This window comes from Stenotrophomonas sp. CS3K5 (assembly GCF_059515225.1).
In genome coordinates, this window is sequence record NZ_JCAKRX010000002.1 from 530,413 (window position 1) to 551,249 (window position 20,837).

17 protein-coding genes are annotated in these 20,837 nt (G+C 68.5%); all 17 read left to right on the plus strand.

Annotated elements, in window-relative coordinates; genetic code table 11:
• Positions 1-63: 63 nt before the first annotated feature.
• A complete protein-coding gene (locus AC5YGJ_RS05020; RefSeq protein WP_496185933.1) occupies positions 64-2,310 on the plus strand; it encodes a CocE/NonD family hydrolase in 2,247 nt (748 codons plus the stop codon).
• A gap of 161 nt (positions 2,311-2,471) precedes the next feature.
• A complete protein-coding gene (gene flhB, locus AC5YGJ_RS05025; RefSeq protein WP_107230443.1) occupies positions 2,472-3,602 on the plus strand; it encodes a flagellar biosynthesis protein FlhB in 1,131 nt (376 codons plus the stop codon).
• 44 nt (positions 3,603-3,646) lie between these two features.
• Positions 3,647-5,707: a flagellar biosynthesis protein FlhA gene (gene flhA / locus AC5YGJ_RS05030; protein WP_496185950.1), complete on the plus strand. Its 2,061-nt coding sequence runs from the start codon at positions 3,647-3,649 to the stop codon at positions 5,705-5,707.
• A 145-nt stretch (positions 5,708-5,852) separates the two neighbouring features.
• Positions 5,853-7,475, plus strand: coding sequence for a flagellar biosynthesis GTPase FlhF (gene flhF, locus AC5YGJ_RS05035; protein ID WP_496185934.1), 1,623 nt, complete (start codon positions 5,853-5,855; stop codon positions 7,473-7,475).
• Entirely contained in the window at positions 7,462-8,349 is an 888-nt protein-coding gene (locus AC5YGJ_RS05040; RefSeq protein ID WP_005409532.1) for a MinD/ParA family ATP-binding protein, read from the plus strand. Before flhF ends, AC5YGJ_RS05040 begins: the two co-directional genes overlap by 14 nt.
• Positions 8,346-9,089, plus strand: a complete 744-nt coding sequence (locus AC5YGJ_RS05045) for an RNA polymerase sigma factor FliA (protein ID WP_057496426.1) — start codon at positions 8,346-8,348, stop codon at positions 9,087-9,089. The genes AC5YGJ_RS05040 and AC5YGJ_RS05045 overlap by 4 nt, the downstream gene beginning before the upstream one ends.
• A 57-nt stretch (positions 9,090-9,146) precedes the next feature.
• Positions 9,147-9,539: a chemotaxis response regulator CheY gene (gene cheY, locus AC5YGJ_RS05050; RefSeq protein ID WP_006365466.1), complete on the plus strand. Its 393-nt coding sequence runs from the start codon at positions 9,147-9,149 to the stop codon at positions 9,537-9,539.
• Entirely contained in the window at positions 9,539-10,144 is a 606-nt protein-coding gene (locus AC5YGJ_RS05055; RefSeq protein ID WP_107230440.1) for a protein phosphatase CheZ, read from the plus strand. Before cheY ends, AC5YGJ_RS05055 begins: the two co-directional genes overlap by 1 nt.
• Before the next feature lie 2 nt (positions 10,145-10,146).
• Positions 10,147-11,973 carry a chemotaxis protein CheA gene (locus tag AC5YGJ_RS05060; protein WP_249844086.1) on the plus strand — a complete coding sequence of 609 codons (1,827 nt, stop codon included), beginning with the start codon at positions 10,147-10,149 and terminating at the stop codon, positions 11,971-11,973.
• Positions 11,974-12,075: 102 nt separating this feature from the next.
• Positions 12,076-12,816 (plus strand): flagellar motor protein, encoded by a 741-nt coding sequence (locus tag AC5YGJ_RS05065; RefSeq protein ID WP_107230438.1) that lies wholly within the window; start codon positions 12,076-12,078, stop codon positions 12,814-12,816.
• Between the two features lies 1 nt (position 12,817).
• Positions 12,818-13,834 carry a flagellar motor protein MotD gene (motD, locus tag AC5YGJ_RS05070; protein WP_107230437.1) on the plus strand — a complete coding sequence of 339 codons (1,017 nt, stop codon included), beginning with the start codon at positions 12,818-12,820 and terminating at the stop codon, positions 13,832-13,834.
• A 4-nt stretch (positions 13,835-13,838) separates the two neighbouring features.
• Positions 13,839-14,621: a ParA family protein gene (locus AC5YGJ_RS05075; protein ID WP_107230436.1), complete on the plus strand. Its 783-nt coding sequence runs from the start codon at positions 13,839-13,841 to the stop codon at positions 14,619-14,621.
• Positions 14,618-15,892 carry a chemotaxis protein CheW gene (locus AC5YGJ_RS05080; RefSeq protein ID WP_496185935.1) on the plus strand — a complete coding sequence of 425 codons (1,275 nt, stop codon included), beginning with the start codon at positions 14,618-14,620 and terminating at the stop codon, positions 15,890-15,892. The genes AC5YGJ_RS05075 and AC5YGJ_RS05080 overlap by 4 nt, the downstream gene beginning before the upstream one ends.
• Positions 15,893-16,039: 147 nt before the next feature.
• Complete coding sequence (locus AC5YGJ_RS05085) at positions 16,040-16,348, plus strand: STAS domain-containing protein (protein ID WP_057496420.1); 309 nt, start codon at positions 16,040-16,042, stop codon at positions 16,346-16,348.
• Positions 16,345-16,710 carry a response regulator gene (locus tag AC5YGJ_RS05090; RefSeq protein ID WP_005409521.1) on the plus strand — a complete coding sequence of 122 codons (366 nt, stop codon included), beginning with the start codon at positions 16,345-16,347 and terminating at the stop codon, positions 16,708-16,710. The genes AC5YGJ_RS05085 and AC5YGJ_RS05090 overlap by 4 nt, the downstream gene beginning before the upstream one ends.
• A 45-nt stretch (positions 16,711-16,755) precedes the next feature.
• Positions 16,756-18,747 carry a chemotaxis protein CheA gene (locus tag AC5YGJ_RS05095; protein WP_496185936.1) on the plus strand — a complete coding sequence of 664 codons (1,992 nt, stop codon included), beginning with the start codon at positions 16,756-16,758 and terminating at the stop codon, positions 18,745-18,747.
• A gap of 395 nt (positions 18,748-19,142) precedes the next feature.
• The coding region (locus tag AC5YGJ_RS05100; RefSeq protein WP_496185937.1) for a HAMP domain-containing methyl-accepting chemotaxis protein at positions 19,143-20,837 on the plus strand (1,695 nt) is incomplete at its 3' end.

Sequence of the window (20,837 nt, forward strand, 5' to 3'; positions counted from 1 at the left end):
GATCCGCGGTAGATCCAAGCCCTGCGTGGATGCGCCGTTCCACCACCCTCCAAGGAAGCGTCCGTGGCCCTACGCACCCCCCTTGCCGGCCTGTTGCTGGCCCTCGCTGTTGGCCACGCCGCCGCCGCTGATCTGCCCTGGTCATTGCCAGCCGATGCATCCCCCGTGCAGACCGACGCAGCCCTGCGAACACTGGGCACTGAGCTGCTGGAATCTGCCTCCCTGACCAATGCGCAGCGCAGCCACGCGCTGCTGGCGCTGGGCCGGGCCACCGAAGCACGGCCATTGATCCAGCAGGAACGCGCCGGCCTGGCAAGCGCCGGCGACAGCGCGGCGGCGCAGCGCTGGGTACCGATGCTGCTGCTCGCCACGGCCGGTGAGCAGGACGCAGCGGGGTATGCGCGTGCCTTCCACAACACCTTTGCCGACCTCGGCGACGTCGCCGCCGTGCAGGCGGAAACCGCGCTCGCGGTGGAACCTGCCACCGCGCAGGCGCAGCTGGCGCAGGCCATCGCCGCGCAGGCCGGCACCACCGCCCTGCCCCAGGGCGTCGCCCTGGAATTGTTGCGACTGCGTGCACTGCTGCGTGCACAGACCCTGGCCGCCGCCTTGGCCCCACCACTGGTCGCGGCCGAAGAACAACGCCGCTTCCTCATCGACGATGCGTTGCGCATCCCCGCCGGCGATGGCGTCGTGCTGTCGGCGCAGCTGGCCCGGCCCAGGGCCGCGCAGGCCCCCCTGCCGGCGGCCATGCTCTTCACCATCTACACCGATCCGGCCAAGAACCGGCTGAAGATGCTGCTGGCCGCTGCCCACGGCTACGCCGGCATCGTGGTCGACGCGCGCGGCAAGGGCCAGGGCAGCGGCAGCATCGCCCCCTACGAGCACGATGGCGACGATGCCAACGCGGCGATCGACTGGACCAGCCGCCAGCCATGGAGCGACGGCCGCGTGGCCATGTACGGCGGCAGCTACGAGGGCTTCACCGCCTGGGCCGCGGCCCGCCATCACCACCCCGCACTGAAGACCATCGTGCCCTACGTTGCCGCCATCCCCGGCCAGGGCCTGCCGATGGAGAACAACGTGTTTCTCAGTGCCAACTATGGCTGGGCCTTCTACGTGGCCAATGGCCCGATGCTGGACAACGACACCTACAACCAGAACGAGCGCTGGTCGCAGCTGCCGCGCCGCTGGTATGCCTCCGGCCGCCCCTACCGGCAGATCGACCAGGTCGATGGCACGCCCAATCCCTGGCTTCAGCGCTGGCTCGATCACCCGGCCTACGACGCCTACTGGCAGTCGATGGTTCCCTATGGCGACCAGTTCGACGACATCCGCATCCCGGTGCTGACCATCACCGGCTACTACGACGATGGCCAGATCTCGGCACTGCAGTACTTCAAGGACCACCTGCGGCACCGCCCCGATGCCGAGCATGCCCTGCTGATCGGCCCCTATGACCATCGCGGTGCGCAGTCGGCGATCAAACCGATGCAACTGCGCGGATACGACCTGGATGCCGTCGCGCAGTTCGACACGCCTGCACTGACCTTCCAGTGGCTGGACCATGTGCTGCGCGGCGCCCCGCGCCCGGCGCTGGTGCCCGACCGCGTGAACTACCAGCTGATGGGCGCCAACCGCTGGGGGCATGCGGCAACACTGGACGCCGCCGCAGGTGTTCACCACCGCTACTTCCTCTCGGCCGCGCCCGCTTCGGTCGATGGCTACCACCGCCTGCAGGAACAGCCGCCAGCCCCAGGCCAGCTGGGGCAGACCGTGGACCTGGCCGACCGCGATGAAATGCGGCATGGCTACTACCCGTTCCCGATCATCGAAGCTCAGGACGAAAGGGATACGGCGCTGTCCTTTGTCACCGATCCCGTTACCGGCCCGATGGATCTGGTGGGCAGTTTCTCCGGCGACCTGAAGGTGCGGATCAATAAACGCGACTTCGATTTCACCGTCACCCTGTACGAACTGATGGCCGATGGCCGCCGCGTGCAGCTGTCCTACTACATGGGCCGGGCCAGCCACGTACGTGACCCGACCACACGCCAGCTGCTGCCCCCCGGGCAGTGGACCCACCTGCCCTTCGACCGCACGCGCATGGTCGCGCGCCGCCTGGCCGCGGGCAGCCGCCTGTTGGTCAAGGTGGACGTACTGAAAGACGCCATGCATCAGGTGAATCACGGCACCGGCCGCGATGTCAGCGATGAATCGGCCGCCGATGCGGGCCAGCCGCTGCGCGTGGACTGGCACAGCCACAGCGTGGTGTCGATTCCGTTGCGGCCGGCAACGCCGGATGGATGATTGCGCCGGGCATGGCCCGGTGCCAGCCGTGCCGCCGCCCGCCGTCACGGAACGCTCCCTGCAACACCCTCCTGTAGATCCACGCCATGGGTGGATGAGCGACCCACCATCACGGAACGGTTCTTGCACGTACCCCGGCATCTCCTGCCGTAGTACCCGTGATGTCCGAGAACGAATCCGCCGGCGAAAAGACCGAGCAACCGACCGAAAAACGCCTGCGCGATGCCCGTGAACAGGGCAACCTGCCACGCTCGCGGGAACTGGGCACGGCCGCCGTGTTCGGTGCCGGCGTGCTGGCGGTGATGGCCATGAGCGGCTCGATCGGGCGTGGCGCCACGGCCTGGATGAAGCAGGCGCTCAGCCCGGAACAGAGCCTGCGGCAGAACCCGAAGGAACTGTTCGGCCACTTCGGCGACCTGCTGCTGCAGTTCCTGCTGGTGATCGCGCCGCTGGTGCTGGTCTGCCTGCTGGCCAGCTTCGTCGCACCGCTGGTGATGGGCGGCCTGCGCTGGTCGCAGAAGGCGTTGCTGCCCGACATCAACCGCCTGAACCCGATGAGCGGGCTCAAGCGGCTGTATGGCCCGGAGGCCATCGCCGAATTCACCAAGTCGCTGCTGCGCGTGGCCTTCGTTGGCGTGGCCGCCGGGCTGGTGGTCTGGACCGGCTTTGACACCCTGCGCGGGCTGATCCACCACCCGCTGGAGACCGCCATCACCGATGGCCTGGGCTTCACCCTGCGCCTGCTGCTGGCCACCGCCGGCGCGATGCTGGTGCTGGCCGCCATCGATGCGCCGTACCAGCGCTGGAACTGGATGCGCAAGCTGAAGATGACCCGCGAGGAACTGCGCCGGGAAATGAAGGAAAGCGAGGGCAGCCCCGAGGTGAAGGGGCGCATCCGCCAGCTGCAGCAGCAGATGGCCAACCGCCGGATGATGGAAGCGGTACCCACCGCCGACGTGGTGGTGGTCAACCCCACCCACTACGCGGTGGCGCTGAAGTACGAAGGTGGCGCGATGAACGCCCCCACCGTGGTGGCGCTGGGCGTGGACGAGACCGCCCTGCGCATCCGCGAAGTGGCCGACGGCAACAAGGTCGCCATCGTCTCCGCCCCGCCTTTGGCACGCGCCTTGTATCGGGAAGGCCAACTCGGAAAGGAAATCCCCGTGAGACTGTATTCGGCCGTCGCCCAGGTCCTGTCCTACGTCTACCAGCTGCGCACCTGGCGCACTGGCCCGATGCCGGACGCCCCGCACATCCAGGTGGATGAATTCGGCAAGGGAGGCCGCCCGTGAGCGCCCAGCCCTCGACCGGTTTCAACACCCGCCGCGCCCTGGAAATGATCCGCCAGGGCCTTGGCGCGCCGCTGATCGTGCTGGCCCTGCTGGCCATGGTGGTGGTGCCGCTGGCGGCGCCGGTGCTCGATGCATTGTTCACCTTCAACATCGCCATCTCGTTGATGGTGCTGCTGGCGGTGGTCTACGTGAAGCGCCCGCTGGATTTCACCATCTTCCCGATCGTGCTGCTGATCACCACCATGCTGCGGCTGGCGCTGAACGTGGCCTCCACCCGCGTGATCCTGCTCAACGGCCAGAACGGCCACGAGGCGGCCGGCAAGGTCATCGCCTCGTTCGGCGAATTCGTGATCGGCGGCAACTACGCGGTCGGCATCGTGGTGTTCGCGATCCTGACCATCATCAACTTCGTGGTCATCACCAAGGGGGCCGGCCGCGTCTCGGAAGTGACCGCGCGCTTCATCCTCGACGCCATGCCCGGCAAGCAGATGGCCATCGACGCTGACCTCAACGCCGGCCTGCTGACCCGTGAAGAAGCCAAGCTGCGCCGCGAGGAAGTACGCGAGGAAGCCGACTTCTACGGCGCGATGGACGGTGCCAGCAAGTTCATCCGCGGCGATGCCATCGCCGGCATCCTGATCCTGTTCATCAACATGCTCGGCGGCCTGGCCGTGGGCGTGCTGCAGCATGGCATGCCGTTCGGCGAAGCGGCCGCCACCTACACCCTGCTGTCCATCGGTGACGGGCTGGTGGCGCAGCTGCCGGCGCTGCTGGTGTCCAGCGCCGTGGCAATGCTGGTGACCCGTGCCTCGCGCTCTCAGGACATGGCCCAGGCCATGACCGGCCAGGTGTTCGGCCAGTACCGCGCGCTGGCGATCACCGCCGGCATCGTCGGCCTGGTCGGCCTGGTGCCGGGCATGCCCAACGTCGCTTTCCTGACGCTGGCGGCGATCCTCGGGTTCATTGCCTGGAAGCTGTACCGCAAGGAGAAGCAGCCGGTCTCCGACGCCGCTGCCGGCGCAGGCGATGGCGCCGCGCTGAACGCGCTGGGCCGTCCGGCCGCAGCGGCACCGACGGCGGAATTGAGCTGGGACGAGCTGCGCCCGGTCGATCCGCTGGGGCTGGAGGTGGGCTACCGTCTGATTCCGCTGGTGGACAGCAACCAGGGCGGCGAACTGATGGCGCGCATCAAGGGCGTGCGCCGCAAGCTGACCCAGGATGTCGGCTTCCTGATTCCGTCGGTGCACATCCGCGACAACCTGGAACTGCCGGCCAACGGCTATCGCGTGCTGGTGCACGGCGTGCCGGTGGCCACCGCCGAGATCCATCCGGACCGCGAACTGGCGCTGGACCCGGGCAGCGCCCTGGGTACGCTGGAAGGCATCGCCGGCAAGGACCCCGCGTTCGGCCTGGATGCCACCTGGATCCAGCCGCACCAGCGCGCCCAGGCCGAAACGCTGGGCTACACCGTGGTCGACCCGGCCACCGTGGTGGCCACCCATCTTTCGCACCTGATCCGCGAGCACGCCCCGGAACTGCTCGGCCACGAAGAAGTGCAGCACCTGCTGGCCAACCTGGCCAAGAGTGCGCCCAAGCTCGTCGAAGATCTGACGCCCAAGGCGTTGCCGCTGTCGGCCGTGGTACGCGTGCTGCAGAACCTGCTGGTCGAGCGCATCCCGATCCGCCAGCTGCGCAAGATCGCCGAATCGCTGGTCGAACATGCCCCCGGCAGCCAGGACCCGGCCGTGCTGACCGCCGCGGTGCGCACCGCGCTGGGCCGCTTCATCGTGCAGGAGATCGCCGGAATGTCGGCGGAGCTGCCGGTGTTCACCCTCAACCCGCAATTGGAACGTGTCTTGCAGGAGTCCACGCAGGGCAACGGCGCCGCGCTGGAACCCGGACTCGCCGAGCGACTGCACCAGAGCCTGGCCGACTGTGTCAGCAAGCAGGAAGCCCGCAACGAGCCCGCGGTCGTGCTGGTACCCGGCCCGGTGCGCGCCGCGCTGGCGCGCCTGGTCCGCCACAGCGTTCCGTCGCTGTCGGTCCTGGCCTACAGCGAGGTGCCGGAGGACAAGCGCCTGAAGCTGGTCGGAACGATCAGCTGACGCCGCCCGCCGATGCGCCAGAAAACAGACACCACTTCCGAACCAACGCAACAGACAGATACCAAGGGGAACCCGCACCGTGCAGACCACCGACCACCCGAGTTCCCCGAACGCCACCCCGCCGTCTTCGTCCCGTGACCACAGCATGAAAATCAAACGATTCGTCGCCGCCGACATGCGCTCGGCCATGAACCTGGTGCGCAAGGAGCACGGCCCCGACGCCGTGATCCTGTCCAACCGCCGGATCGAGGAAGGCATCGAGATCGTGGCCGCCGCCAACTACGATGAGAGCGCCGTGCAGCGTGCACTGGAAGCCTCGCGCCGTGACGTGGCGCCGCCGCCGGCACCGAAGCCGCGCACCGCCGCCGATGCGGTGATTGCCGCCGTCACCCGCCGCCGCAGCAGCACCCCGGCACCGGAACCGGTCGCCGCCACCACCTCGGCGGTGGCGGCCCTGGCCCGCGCCGCGGTCGGTGCCACCGGCCGCACCCTGGACAGCGCCGACGAGATCGTGCCGACCCGTGGCAGCACCGGCTTCGCCGCCACCCTGGCGCGCGCCGCCGTCAACGAACCGACGCTGCCGGAACAGATCTTCGCCCCGTTCGCCGAGCCCATCGTCGCGCCGGCAGCGGTGGCCGTAGCAGCACCCAACCGCGCCCGCTTCCAGATCGACCCGCCGCACGAAACGCATCACGAAAGCCCCGCCCCGGCAGTGCAGCCGCCGCCGCTGCCGACTGCCGCCGTGGCCGAGGCGCCGGCCGAATCGACCGTCAGCGAACCGGCACCGGTGGACGCCGACGACGACGCCAGCCCGGCGCCGATGCTGGCGCCGGCCCCGGCGCTGACCGTGGTGGCCCAGGACGACGCCGAGATCCGCCAGCTGCGCCAGGAAGTGGCCGGCATGCGCCAGGTGATCGAGCGCGAGATGAACCGCTTCACCGACGAGCGCCTGCGCGGCTGCCCGGTGCGTGCCACCGCCCTGGACCTGATGGATGAGTACGGCTTCGACGCTGGCCTGGCCCGCGACGTGGCCATGCAGATCCCACTGGAGACCGAAGCCCACCGCGGCCGCGGCCTGATGCTGGGGCTGATCTCGCGCAAGCTGCCGATCGCCCCGGTCGACCCGCTGGAAGAAGGCGGTGTGATCGCGCTGGTCGGCCCGACCGGCGCCGGCAAGACCACCACCATCGCCAAGCTGGCCTCGCGCTTCGCCGAGAAGCACGCCCCGCGTGACGTTGCCCTGGTGACCACCGACACCACCCGCATCGGCGCCCGCGAACAGCTGTACGGCTACGGCCGCCAGCTCGGCATCGCCGTGCACGAGGCCAACAGCGGTACCGACCTGGACCAGCTGCTGGAACGCCTGAAGGACTACAAGCTGGTGCTGATCGACACAGCCGGCCTGGGCCCGCGTGACCGCGCACTGGCCGCCCAGCTGCAGTGGCTGCGCGCCGCCCGCCAGGTGCGCACCCTGCTGGTGCTGCCGGCCAACACCAGTTTCGGCGACATGGACGAGGTGGTCCGCCGCTTTGGCGCGGCCAACCTGCAGGGGCTGGTGCTGAGCAAGCTGGACGAGACCGGCCGTTTCGGCAACGCGCTGTCGGTGGCCGTGGATCACAGCCTGCCGATCACCTGGGTGACTGACGGCCAGGACGTACCGGAGGACCTGCACCGGGCCAGTGCGGCCAATCTCGTACTTCGCCTTGAAGATTTGCGCCGAGCGGCCGATATGCCCTGCAACCCGGAGTTGAACCATGCCGTCGCGTGAGTACGCCAAGCTGACCAAGACCTTCCCGCTGTCGGCCACCCGCAGCGAGCCGCTCGGCCCTGTGCGCACCATTGCCGTGACCGGCGGCAAGGGCGGCGTGGGCAAGACCAACGTGTCGGCCAACCTGGCCGTGGCGCTGGCCGGCATGGGCAAGCGCACGCTGCTGCTGGATGCGGACCTGGGCCTGGCCAACATCGACGTGATCCTGGGGTTGAACCCCACCTTCACGCTGGCCGACCTGGTCGCCGGCCGCTGCTCGCTGGATGACGTCATCGTCGAAGGCCCGAACGGCGTGCTGGTGGTCCCGGCCGCGTCCGGCCGCCGGCACATGGCCGAACTGGCCCCGGCCGAGCACGTCGGCCTGGTCAACGTGTTCTCCGAACTGGAGCGCGAGCTGGACATCATGGTGGTGGACACCGCCGCCGGCATCACCGATGGCGTGCTGACCTTCTGCCAGGCCGCACAGGACACCGTGGTGGTGGTCTGCGACGAACCGGCCTCGATCACCGACGCCTACGCGCTGATCAAGGTGCTCTCGCGCGAGCGTGGGGTGGACCGCATCCAGGTGGTGGCCAACATGGTGCGCGACCCCAACGAAGGCCGCGTGCTGTACGAAAAGCTGACCCGCGTCTGCGAGAAGTTCCTGGCCGATGTCTCATTGAATTACCTGGGCTGCGTGCCGCAGGATGACTGGTTGCGCCTGTCGGTGCAGCGCCAGCAGCCGGTGGTCAAGGCCTACCCATCCAGCCCGGCTGCACTGGCGATCACCGAGATCGCACGGCGCACCGCGCGCTGGCAGGCGCCGACCGAACCGCGTGGCGGCGTCGAGTTCTTCCTCGAACGCATCCTCAAGCAGCGCGGGGTGGCCGCATGAAAGGCGCAGCCCAGTACCGGGAGGTCCAGCGCTCGGCGGCCAACGAGGTCATCGCCCAGCATTCGGACCTGGTGCGGCGCATCGCCCACCACCTGGCCGCACGCCTGCCGGCCAGCGTCGAAGTCGACGACCTGATCCAGGCCGGCATGATGGGCCTGATCGAGGCCTCGCGCAGCTACGACGCCGACCAGGGCGCCTCGTTCGAGACCTACGCGTCGATCCGCATCCGCGGTTCGATGATCGACGAGATCCGTCGTGGCGATTGGGTGCCGCGTTCGGTGCACCGCCGTGCACGCGATGCTGCTGCCACCATCCGCCGCCTGGAACAGAGCAGTGGCCGTGCCGCCAGCGCCACCGAAGTGGCCGCCGCGATGGACATGCCGCTGCCCGAATACCTGCGGCTGATGGAAGACGCCGCGCGCGGCCAGGTGCTGAGCCTGGAATCGCGTATCGAGGACCAGGGCGAACTGGATACCGTCGCCCAGGGCGGCCCGACCCCGCAGCAGGTGCTGGAGCGCGGCGAGTTCGGCCGCGAGCTGGGCAAGGCCATCGGCCACCTGCCCGAGCGCGAACAGCTGGTGCTCTCGCTCTACTACGAGCAGGAGCTGAACCTGAAGGAGATCGGTGCGGTGCTCGGCGTGAGCGAGTCGCGGGTCTGCCAGATCCACGGCCAGGCGGTGCTGCGCCTGCGTGGCCGACTGAAGATTTTCGAGGCGGTCGACGCCGGCCTTGAAGAATGAACATCCCCGAGGCGTCTGCCCCCGGCCGCCCGGAATGAACAACAAAGGAACTCTGCTTTGAACAAGAACATGCGCATCCTGATCGTCGACGACTTCTCGACCATGCGTCGCATCGTCAAGAACCTGCTGGGCGATCTGGGCTTCACCAACACCGCCGAAGCCGAGGACGGGCATGCCGCGCTGTCGCTGCTGCAGAGCCAGCCGTTCGATTTCGTGGTCACCGACTGGAACATGCCGGTGATGACCGGCATCGAGCTGCTCAAGGCGATCCGCGCCGATGCCAAGCTGAAGACCCTGCCGGTGTTGATGGTGACCGCCGAAGCCAAGCGCGAGCAGATCATCGAAGCCGCCCAGAGCGGCGTCAACGGCTACATCATCAAGCCGTTCACCGCGCAGACCCTGGAAGAAAAGCTGGGCAAGATCTTCGAACGCCTGGCGGCCAGCGCCTGATGGATACCACGGTCGACAAGAACGCCCTTGCCCTGCGCCTGCAGGAAGCCCTGGACGCGCTGGAGTCCGGTGACGAGGCCGCCTGGCGGCAGCGCATCGACGGACTGGTCGCGCTGCGCACGCAGCCGATGATGAGCGGTCTTTCGCGGCTGGCCCGCGAACTCGGCCAGGCGCTGGGTGAACTGCCGACCGTGCCCAGCGATGCCGGTGAACTGGACGACGCCTGCGCGCGCCTGGACCACGTGGTGGCGATGACCGAACAGGCCACCCACCGCACCCTGGACCTGGCCGAGGAATGCCGCAGCCTGACCGAGCAACTGCGCGCCGAAGGCCTGCAGCCGGGCCAGGACGCGCAGCTAGAGCGCATCCGCCACAACCTCACCGAGATCGCCCTGACCCAGAGCTACCAGGACCTGACCGGGCAGATCATCCGTCGCGTGGTCGGCATCGTGCGCCGCGTGCACGAAGGCTTCGGCGCGCTCGGCCTGCCGCCGGAACAGCATCGCACCGACCCGGAACTGGCCGGGCCGGCACTGAAGGGACTGGACCGCCACGCGGTCTCGCAGAACGACGCCGACGACCTGTTGTCGGATCTGGGGCTGTAAGCATGAGCGCGGTATCCGACGACATCACTGCCGATTTCATCATCGAGGCACAGGAAATCCTGGACCGCCTGGGCGAACAGCTGGTGTCGCTGGAGCAGGCGCCGCAGGACAGCGAGCAGCTCAACGCGGTGTTCCGCGGCTACCACACGCTCAAGGGCGGCGCCGGCTTCCTCGGCGTCACCGCCATGGTCGAGTTGTGCCACGCCGCCGAAGAAGCCCTCGGCATCGCGCGCGCCGGCCAGGCCGTGCTGCAGGCCCATCACTTCGACGCGGCCCAGCAGTCGCTGGATTACCTGCAGTCGATGCTCGACGCGGTGTCCTCGGGCACCGAGCCGGGTTATGCGCCGCCGGAGCTGATCGCACAGTTCGACATGCACGGTGGCGGTACCGCAGCCCCGACCGCCGCCGCACCCGCCGCTGCCGGCGGCGACCTGATCACCGAAGACGAATTCGAGGCCCTGCTCGACCAGCTGCACGGCGGCAACGCGCCGACCGCGGTCGCGCCGGCGAAGAAGGCCGACGACGGCCTGATCAGCGAAGACGAGTTCGAAGCCCTGCTCGACCAGCTGCACGGTGGCGCCGCGCCCGGCAGCAAGCCGGTCGCCGCCACGCCGGTCGCTGCGACGCCTGCGCCGCGCCCGGCGGCCGCCACCCCGGCAGCCAAGCCGGCCGCCAAGCCGCTGGCCGAAGCCGAGCACACCGTGCGCGTGGATACCAAGCGCCTGGATGCGATCGTCAACCTGATCGGCGAGCTGGTGCTGTCACGCAACCGCCTGAAGACGCTGCGCGCACGCCTGCGCGATGAAGAGCTGGACCGCGCCGTATCCACCCTGGACATCGCCACCGCGCGACTGCAGTCGGCGGTGATGCGCACCCGCATGCAGCCGGTCGGCAAGGTGTTCTCGCGCTTCCCCAAGGTCGCCCGCGATGTCGCCCGCTCGCTGAAGAAGGAAGTGGATCTGGAACTGATCGGCGCCGAGACCGAGCTCGACCGCAACCTGGTCGAAGCCCTGGCCGACCCGCTGGTTCACCTGGTCCGCAATGCCATCGACCATGGCGTGGAAATGCCCGAACTGCGCGAAGCGCAGGGCAAGCCGCGGATGGGCCATGTGCGCCTGTCGGCGCAGCAGGAAGGTGACTACGTCAGCATCGAGGTGCAGGACGATGGCGCCGGCATCGACCCGGAAAAGCTGCGCGCCAAGGCACGCGAGAAGGGCCTGATCGATCCGGAAGCCGCCGCCCGCCTGAGCAGCGAGGAATGCCTGCACCTGGTGTTCCTGCCCGGCTTCTCGACCAAGCAGCAGGTGACCGACATCTCCGGCCGCGGCGTCGGCATGGACGTGGTGCAGTCCCGTATCCGCGAACTCAGCGGCCAGATCCAGATCCAGTCGGAGCTGGGCCGTGGCAGCCGCTTCCTGATCCGCGTACCGCTGACCCTGGCGATCCTGCCGACGCTGCTGGTGCAGGCCGGCGAGGACGTCTACGCGCTGCCGCTGGCGCGCGTGATGGAAGTGCTGCACGCGCCGCGCACCTCGCTGGGCTGGTTCGATGGCCGTGCCGTGCTCGACCGCCGCTCGCACACCCTGCCGCTGGTCGATCTGCGCCAGTGGCTGGATGTGACGCCGGCCGCCTCCACCCTGCTGACCATTGTGGTGCTGCAGGCCGGCGAGGCACGCTTCGGGCTGGTCGTGGACCAGGTGCGCGGGCGCGAGGAAGTGGTCATCAAGCCGCTGCCCAAAGCCCTGCGCGGCCTGCGCGGTTATGCCGGTGCAACCTTGATCGGCGATGGTCGCATGGCGCTGATCCTGGACGTGGACGGCCTGCGATGACCCCCGCCGGGCCCCGCCCGGCGCCCCCAGAAACTGTGACTACCGTCTGTACACGAACGCCCGGTGTCTCAAGTCCCATTCACACAAGCCGATACCGGATCCATGGATAGACTCAGCCTCATTGGACTCTTTCTCGCCCTGGCCTCGCTGGTCGGTGGCAGCATCCTCAAGGGCGCCGGGCTGGCATCGTTGTGGTCGCCTGCGGCCTTTGTGATTGTCATCGTCGGCACCGTCGCGGCGATCCTGCTGCACACCTCACCGGCCGTGTTCAAGCACGCCTTCAAGATCGTGCGCTGGGTCGTGCGCCCGCCGAACAGCGATCGCCACGAGCTGATCCGCCAGATCGTGGAATGGAGCAACATCGCCCGTCGCCAGGGCCTGCTGGGCCTGGAATCGCAGGTGGAAGCACAGCAGGACCCGTTCCTGCGCAAGGGGCTGCAGCTGCTGGTGGACGGCGTGGAGCCCGAATCGATGCGGCACATGCTGGAAATCGAACTGGGCAGCCAGGAGCACCAGGACCAGGCCGGCGCCAAGGTATTCGAGGCGATGGGCATCTACGCACCCACCCTCGGCATCATCGGCGCCGTGCTCGGCCTGATCGCAGTGATGAAGAACCTGGCCGACCCGAGCAAGCTCGGCCATGGCATCGCCGCCGCGTTCACCGCCACCATCTATGGCATCGCCTCGGCCAACCTGCTGTTCCTGCCGATCGCCGCCAAGCTCAAGAGTGTGATCTCGCACAACACGCGCGACCGCGAAATGGTCATCGAAGGCCTGATCTCGATCGCCCAGGGCGAGAACCCGCGCAACATCGAAACCAACCTCTCCGGCTTCCTGCACTGACATGGCCCGCCGCAAGCACCACGAAGAGCACGCCAACCACGAAGCATGGGCGATCCCCTATGCCGACCTGATGACGCTGCTGCTCGCCTTCTTCGTGGTCATGTACGCGATCTCCTCGGTCAACGAGGGCAAGTACCGGATCATGGCCGACGCGCTCACCGACGCCTTCGGCGGTGCGCCGCGCACCATCAATCCGGTGCAGGTCGGCAACAAGCAGGTGCAGGGTGGCGGCTGGGACAGCCCGTCGGTGATCAAGTCCGGCACCAAGATCGGCCCTTCGGCGCCGGCACCCTCGCATGATCCGACGCTGCTGCCGTCGATGGCCTCGCAGATGCGCATGCCGGTGTCGGTGCACAACCAGGAACAGATCGCACGCGCCGAGCGCCAGCTCAACAGCATCGCCGACCGCCTCACCGCCGCGCTGGCACCGTTGATCGACCGCGGCATGATCAGCGTGCGCCGTACCGAGCTGTGGATCGAAGTGGAGATCAACAGCGACATCCTGTTCCCCACCGGCTCGGCGGCGCTGGACGTGCACGCCCGGCAGACCCTGGCCAGCCTGGCCGACGTGCTGCGCGATGTACCCAACAGCGTGCGTGTGGAAGGCCACACCGACAACGTGCCGATCGCCACCGCCACCTTCCCGTCCAACTGGGAACTGTCGGCCGGGCGCGCGGCCAGCGTGGTGCACCTGTTCGCCGACCAGGGCGTACAGCCGTCGCGGCTGGCGATGGTCGGCTACGGCCAGTTCCGCCCGCGCGAGGAGAACGACAGCGCGCAGGGCCGCAACCGCAATCGCCGGGTGATGGTCATCATCCTGGCCGACACCAGCCATTCGGTGGACCCGCTCGGCCAACGTCTGAACGCCGCCACCGGTGCCGTTGACAGGGCCACCCCCGAACAAGCCGCCGCAACGCCGGCTACCGCCCCCACTTCCCCCCTCGCGCCGGTGACGTTGCCACCGGTGCCGGCTGGCAGCCGCGTCGGCGCCGCCGTTCCCCCGGCAATGAAGGAGTAATCCGATGCGCATCTGGGCAGTCGCCAACCAGAAGGGCGGAGTCGGCAAGACCACCACCACCCTCGCCCTCGGCCGCGGCCTGGCCGCACTCGGCCATCGCGTGCTGCTGATCGACCTCGATCCGCATGCGTCGCTCAGCCGCGCCTTCGGCGTGCCGGTGGATCCGCCGCCGGCCGGTGTGCTTGAACTGTTCGGCACGCCGCCGGCCGATCTTTCCGGCCTGTGCCACGCCAGCAACATCCACGGCCTGGACTACGTCTGCGCACAGTCCGCGCTGGCCACGCTGGAGCGCCGCAGCGCCAACCAGCCCGGGCTCGGCCTGGCGCTGCAGAACGCGCTGGCGCGCCACCAGGGCCAGCACGACTACATCCTGCTGGACTGCGCGCCGACCCTCGGCCTGCTGATGATCAATGCGCTGGCCGCGGCCGACCGCCTGATCATCCCCACCCAGGCCGAGCCGCTGGCCCTGCACGGACTGGATGGCATGGTCCGCACCGGTGAGATGGTCGAGCGTTCGCGCCGGCGCCCGCTGCCGATTTCGATCCTGCCGACCCTGTTCGACCGCCGCACGCGCGCCGGCAACGAATCGCTGCGCACCATGCAGGATCGCCACGGTGCACGCGTGTGGGAAGACGCTATTCCGATCGACACCCGCATCAGCAACGCCGCCGGCCTGACCCTGCCGAGCATCGGTGAGGACTATCCGGGGCGCGGTCTTGCGGCCTACCGGCGTGCACTGAACTGGATTCTGGGTGAGGACGCGCGCGCGCTGGAGCAGGCGGCATGAACAGCACCGGCGTACTGGACGACTATCTGGACGAACTGCTGGGCGAAGCGATTGTTGCGGCGCCGGCTGCCGTGCCACCTCCCGGTAGCGCCGGGCCACGCCCGGCGGACGCGGCGGCACCGGAACGCGAGCCGACCTGGGACGATCTGCCGGCCGAAGTGATCTATGAGACCGAGACCGTCACCGCGGCCCCTGCCGTGGACAACACCGCGCTGGAAGCCGCCTTCCAGGCCGCGTCCGCGCCCGTCAGCGTGATCGATGCAGAGCGCGAGCCGACCTGGGACGATCTGCCGGCCGAAGTGATCTACGAAACGGACGCTGTCGTTGCGGGCCCGAGCGCGGACGACGCCCTGCTGGAGGCCGCTTTCGAGGCTGCCGCTGCACCGGCGGGGGCCCCGCCTTCCCCGCCAAGCGCCGCCTCTCCGGAACGCGAGCCCACCTGGGATGACCTGCCCGACGAAGTCATCCACGAAACCGCGCCAGCACCCGCAGCCGCCGTAACGACCGGCCCCGAGCCTACCTGGGATGACCTGCCCGACGAAGTGATCTACGAGACCGATGCGGCCGACAGTCATCGTCTTGCCCACACCGACAGCCCCGGCCTGCAGGCCGCCTTCGAGGCTGCCGCCGGTGGCGAGGACGTCGCCCCGCCCCCACCCGCGGTGATCGCCGCGCCGGCGCCCACTCCCCGCCCCGCAGCTGCACCGTCCGCACGCGCCGCCGTCGCCCCGCCCCCGCGCGTGGCACTGGACGCCCCCAGCGGCAACCGCCCGGGCAGCTGGCAGGAGTTGCAGGCCCAGGCCCACCAGCCCGCCAGCAGCCCGCATCCGCAGAACCGCCGTGCCGCCGAACGCACCTCGCGCTGGCTGCGCCTGCGCTGCGGCACCCAGGCCTACGCACTGGAACTGCTGAAGGTGCAGGAAGTGGTGTTGCCGGTGCCCTTGCTGCCCCTGCGTGGCACCGCACCGGCGATGCTCGGCATCATGAACCTGCGCGGCCAGGTGGTACCGGTGATGGACCTCGGCCTGCACCTTGGTGCCGCCGCCGCCGAAGACGACGCGCAGACCCGGATCGTGGTGCTGGAAGAAGACGGCGAGACCATCGGCCTGCGCGTGTCGGCGGTGGAAGACGTCGCCAACCTCACCGATTCGCAGATCGAACCGCCGGATACCGCGCGCATCTGCCAGATCTCCAACGACCTGTTCCGCGGCGTGGCACGCGTCAGCCAGCGGCCGATGATCCTGCTCGACGCCACCCGGCTGCTGAGCTGAGCCCCCAAAAGGGGACGGAGGGGGTTAAGTCGCAAACGCCCCTGCGATCTGCCCACCATCAGCCGCATCGACGCTCCGCGTCGATTCCTCTAAAGAACCCTGCCGGGGTGCCGTTATGGATCACGGAACCGTTTGTCCGGAGCAACGATGAGCACTGTCGAACTGGGTGAGGATCTCGGCATCGAGAGCAGCACCGAGCTCAAGAACCGCCTCGCCCCGCTGGTGGCGCAGGCAGGCGAGCTGACCCTGGATGCCAGCCAGGTCGCCCGCATCCACACGGCCGCGGTGCAGGTGCTGTGTGCATTCGTGCAGGCCCGCCGCGAGGCAGGCCTGGGCACCGGCTTCCACGGTTGCACTGCAACCTTCCGTGACGCCGCGCGCCTGCTGGGCGTCACCCAGGCCCTGGGCCTGGACGTACCCCATGACAACCTGAAATCTGTGGAGAACGCTGCATGAGCGCACGTATCTTGGTGGTGGACGATTCGGCGTCGATGCGCCAGATGGTTTCCTTCGCCCTCACCTCGGCCGGTTTTGCCGTCGAAGAAGCCGAAGACGGCGCGGTCGCGCTCGGTCGCGCCAAGGGCCAACGCTTCAACGCGGTGGTCACCGACGTCAACATGCCCAACATGGACGGCATCGCGCTGATCCGCGAACTGCGCCAGCTGCCGGACTACAAGTTCACCCCGCTGCTGATGCTGACCACCGAATCGGCCGCCGACAAGAAGTCCGAAGGCAAGGCCGCCGGTGCCACCGGCTGGCTGGTCAAGCCGTTCAATCCCGAACAGCTGGTCGCCACCGTGCAGAAAGTGCTGGGCTGATCGCCCGCCGCCGCTTCCCCTCTTCGCTTCCGGACCACCACTGCCATGAGCATGGACCTGCAACGCTTCCACGCCACCTTCTTCGAGGAGAGCCGCGAAGGCCTCGACGCGATGGAGGCTGGCCTGCTGGCCCTGGAATCGGGGCAGCAGGACGCGGAGATCATCAATTCGGTGTTCCGCGCCGCCCACTCGATCAAGGGCGGCGCCGGCACCTTCGGCTTCGACGCCATCGCCAGCCTGACCCACGTACTGGAAACGCTGCTCGATGAGCTGCGCGCCGGCAAGCGTGCGCTGGAGGGCCATGCCGTCGACGCCATGCTGTCCTCGGTGGACGTGCTGCGCGCGCTGCTGCGCGAGGCCGAGCATGGCCAGGCCGCCGACCCTGCCGCAGTGGCTGCGGTGAAGGCACGCCTGGAAGCGGTGCTGTCCGGTCAGGCCGCGGCAAGCGCCCCCGCGCCGGCAGCGGCCAAGGTCGACGACACGCCGGAAGCCTGGCAGATCGGCTTCACCCCGGCACCTTCGCTGTTCATGAGCGGCAACGACCCGCTGCGCATCATCCGCGAACTGGAACACCTCGGTTCGCTGCAGGTGGCCGCGCGCATGGAGCGCCTGCCGGGCTTCGCCCAGCTCGACCCGCTTGAAGCGCACCTGGCCTGGGACCTGGGTCTGGTCGGCAAGGTGCCGCGCAGCAAGATCGAAGACACCTTTGCCTGGGTGCTGGACGACTGCGAACTGGACATCCGTCCGGCCGCGCCGCCAAGCCTGGCCACCCAGGCCCCGGCAGCAACACAGATTGCCCCTTCCACCGCCTCCGCCGCCGCTCCGGCCGCCCCAGCCAGCCCGGCCGCCGGCGCCAGCCAGGAAGCGGAGACCTCGATCCGTGTAAGCGTCGACAAGGTCGATGCGCTGATCAACCTGGTCGGCGAACTGGTCATCACCCAGGCCATGCTCAAGCAGGTCTCGCATGCCCTGGATCCGGTCCACGCCGAGAGCCTGTTCGCCGGCCTGGACCAGCTCGAGCGCAATACCCGCGACCTGCAGGAAGCGGTCATCGGCGTGCGCATGCTGCCGGTTGAAGCCGTGTTCCGGCGCTTCCCGCGCCTGGTCCGCGATCTGTCCAGCCGCCTCGGCAAGCAGGTGCGCCTGCGCACCGTCGGCGAAGGCACCGAGCTCGACAAGGGCCTGATCGAGAAGATTGCCGATCCGCTGGTGCACCTGGTGCGCAATTCGATCGACCACGGCCTGGAAATGCCGGACGTGCGCCGCGGCGCGGGCAAGGACGAAACCGGCACCATCACTCTGGCCGCGTCGCATCAGGGCGGCCACATCGTGATCGAGGTCAGCGACGACGGCCGCGGCCTGGATCGCAGCAAGATCCTGGCCAAGGCGCATGAACGCGGCCTGGCGGTACCGGACAATCCCACCGATTCGCAGGTCTGGGACCTGATCTTCCAACCCGGCTTCTCCACCGCCGATGCGGTCACCGATCTGTCCGGGCGCGGCGTCGGCATGGACGTGGTCCGCCGCAACATCCAGGCGCTGGGCGGCGAGGTGCAGATCGAAAGCAGCCTCGGCGCTGGCACCCGCACGCTGATCCGCCTGCCACTGACCCTGGCCATCCTCGATGGCATGACCGTGGCCGTGGCCGGTGAAACCCTGATCCTGCCGTTGGCCTATGTGCTGGAGGCGCTGCAACCGCAGCCCGAAGACATCCGCAGCATGGCCGGCGAAGGCCGCGTGCTGCGCGTACGCGGCGAGTACCTGCCGATCCTGTCGCTGACCGAGTACTACGGCTATGGCAGCCGCCGTGCCAACAGCGAATCGCTGGTGGTGGTGGTCGAAGGCGATGGCCAGAAGATTGCGCTGGAAGTGGACGAACTGGTGGGCCAGCAGCAGGTGGTGGTGAAGAACATCGAGAACAACTACCGCCGCATCGGCGGGGTCTCCGGTGCCACCATCCTCGGCGATGGCCGCGTCGCCCTGATCGTCGACATCGGCGGCCTGGTGCGCTCGCTGCGGATGCCGCAGGCCGCCTGATCCTGCTTGCAGGCTGTACAGAACCGCCGCCCTTTCGGGGCGGCGGTTTTTGTTTGCGCGCGCTCCGGCGATGGCGGCGGCGATGGGGTCAGCTCCCATTCCGCAGGAAAGGGAACTGACCCCGACTGATGGCGCCGCGCATTCCGTGAACTCCGTCGCCGCGTTGGTTTCGCGCGCAACCACATCATTCAAGCGAAAGCCCCGCCACTGCCGCACTTTCGCGCCGTCATCCCTACGCAACCGAATGTGATCTGCGTCCATAAAGTCCGTTCAAACCGCGCCGTTATTCCGCAATGACGGCCGTCACCGAACCCCCACCGGCACCACCGTTCGCGATGCCCCCCCCCCCAGCCGGCGCACCGCCGCCGGCACCCTGCCCACCTGGAGCACCCTGCATGAAGTGGTTCCAAGATCTGCCCATCGCCCGCAAGCTGGCCGTGGGGTTCACGCTCACCACGCTGATGACCCTCGTCCTCGGCGCCTTCGCCCTGCTGCGCCTGAGTGAAGCCAACAAGCAGCTCGGCGAGATGGCCGGCAACGATATTCCGTCGGTCCAGCACCTGGGCGAGGCGCGCTCGCAGCTGGGCGAGTTCCGCACCTACGAACTGGCCTTGTTGAGCATGCTCGACCAGCCCGACAAGGTGGCCGATTACAACAAGCGCATGGACGACACCGCCAGGACCGTGCATGAGGAACTGGCCGCGTACTCAGCGCTGCCGGCACTGGCCAAGGAACGTGAGCTGTATCGTGCCGCCAGCGCGCAGCTGGATCGCTACTTCGCCGCCAACAAGGCCATGCGTGAAGCCGTAGCCGCCGGTGACGGTGCCCTCGCCCAGCAGATCTCCGACGAGCAGTCACGACCGGCACGCCGCGATCTGTTTGCCGCGATGAAGACCCTCGGCGCCCACATCGCCGGCCTGATGGACGGCAAGATCGCCGATGCCAACGCCACCCACCGTACCAGCATGATCGCCATCGTCAGCTGCATCGTGCTGCTTTCGCTGGTGGCCGCCGCATTGGCCACGGTCATCTCGCGTGCCGTCACCGGTCCGCTGGGCAAGGCCGTGCATGCCATCCAGGCGGTCGCCCGCGGCGACCTGAGCGTCAGCACCCAGGCCACCAGCAAGGACGAAGCCGGCAAGATGCTGGCCGCCACCGCCGAAATGACCGCCACGCTGCGGCGCTTCTCCGAGCAGACCCAGCTGATGGCGCAGATGCATGCCGGCCCGGACATCGGCCACCGCATTCCGGAAGACTTCCCGGGCGTCTATGGCCAGCTGGCCGCCGGCATCAACACCGTGATCTTCGAACACCTCGATGCGATCCGCGATGCCATCGACGTGCTCAACCAGTACGCCATCGGCAATCTCGCCCCGGATGCACGCCGCCTGCCGGGCAGCCGCGCCATCCTGCATGAATCGATGGATGCGGCCAAGGCCAGCCTGCTGGCGATCAACACCCAGATCCAGCAGCTGGCCGCCGCAGCGGCCGCAGGCGACTTCAGCCAGCGCGGTGACGCCCAGCGCTTCCAGCATGATTTCAGGCTGATGATCGAGCATCTCAACACCATGATGCAGGTGGCCGACGGCAACCTCGGCCAGCTCTCGCAGTTGCTGCAGTCCATTGCCGCAGGCGACCTGACCGCGCGCATGGAAGGCCAGTTCAACGGCGTGTTCGCGCGCATGCGTGACGATGCCAACACCACCGTCGCGCAGCTGACCCAGATCGTCGGCCAGATCCAGGCCAGCGCCTCCAGCATCACCCTGGCCGCCGGCGAAATCGCCTCCGGCAACAGCGACCTGTCGCGCCGCACCGAGCAGCAGGCCGCCAACCTGGAAGAGACCGCTGCGTCGATGGAGGAACTGACCTCCACCGTGCGCCAGAACGCCGAACACGCCCGCCAGGCCAACCAGCTCGCCATTGGCGCCCATGGCGTTGCCTCGCAGGGCGGCGAGGTGGTCGGCCAGGTGGTCACCACCATGTCGGCCATCGAAGCCTCCTCGAAGAAGATCGCCGAGATCATCAGCGTCATCGACGGCATCGCCTTCCAGACCAACATCCTGGCGCTGAACGCCGCCGTGGAAGCCGCC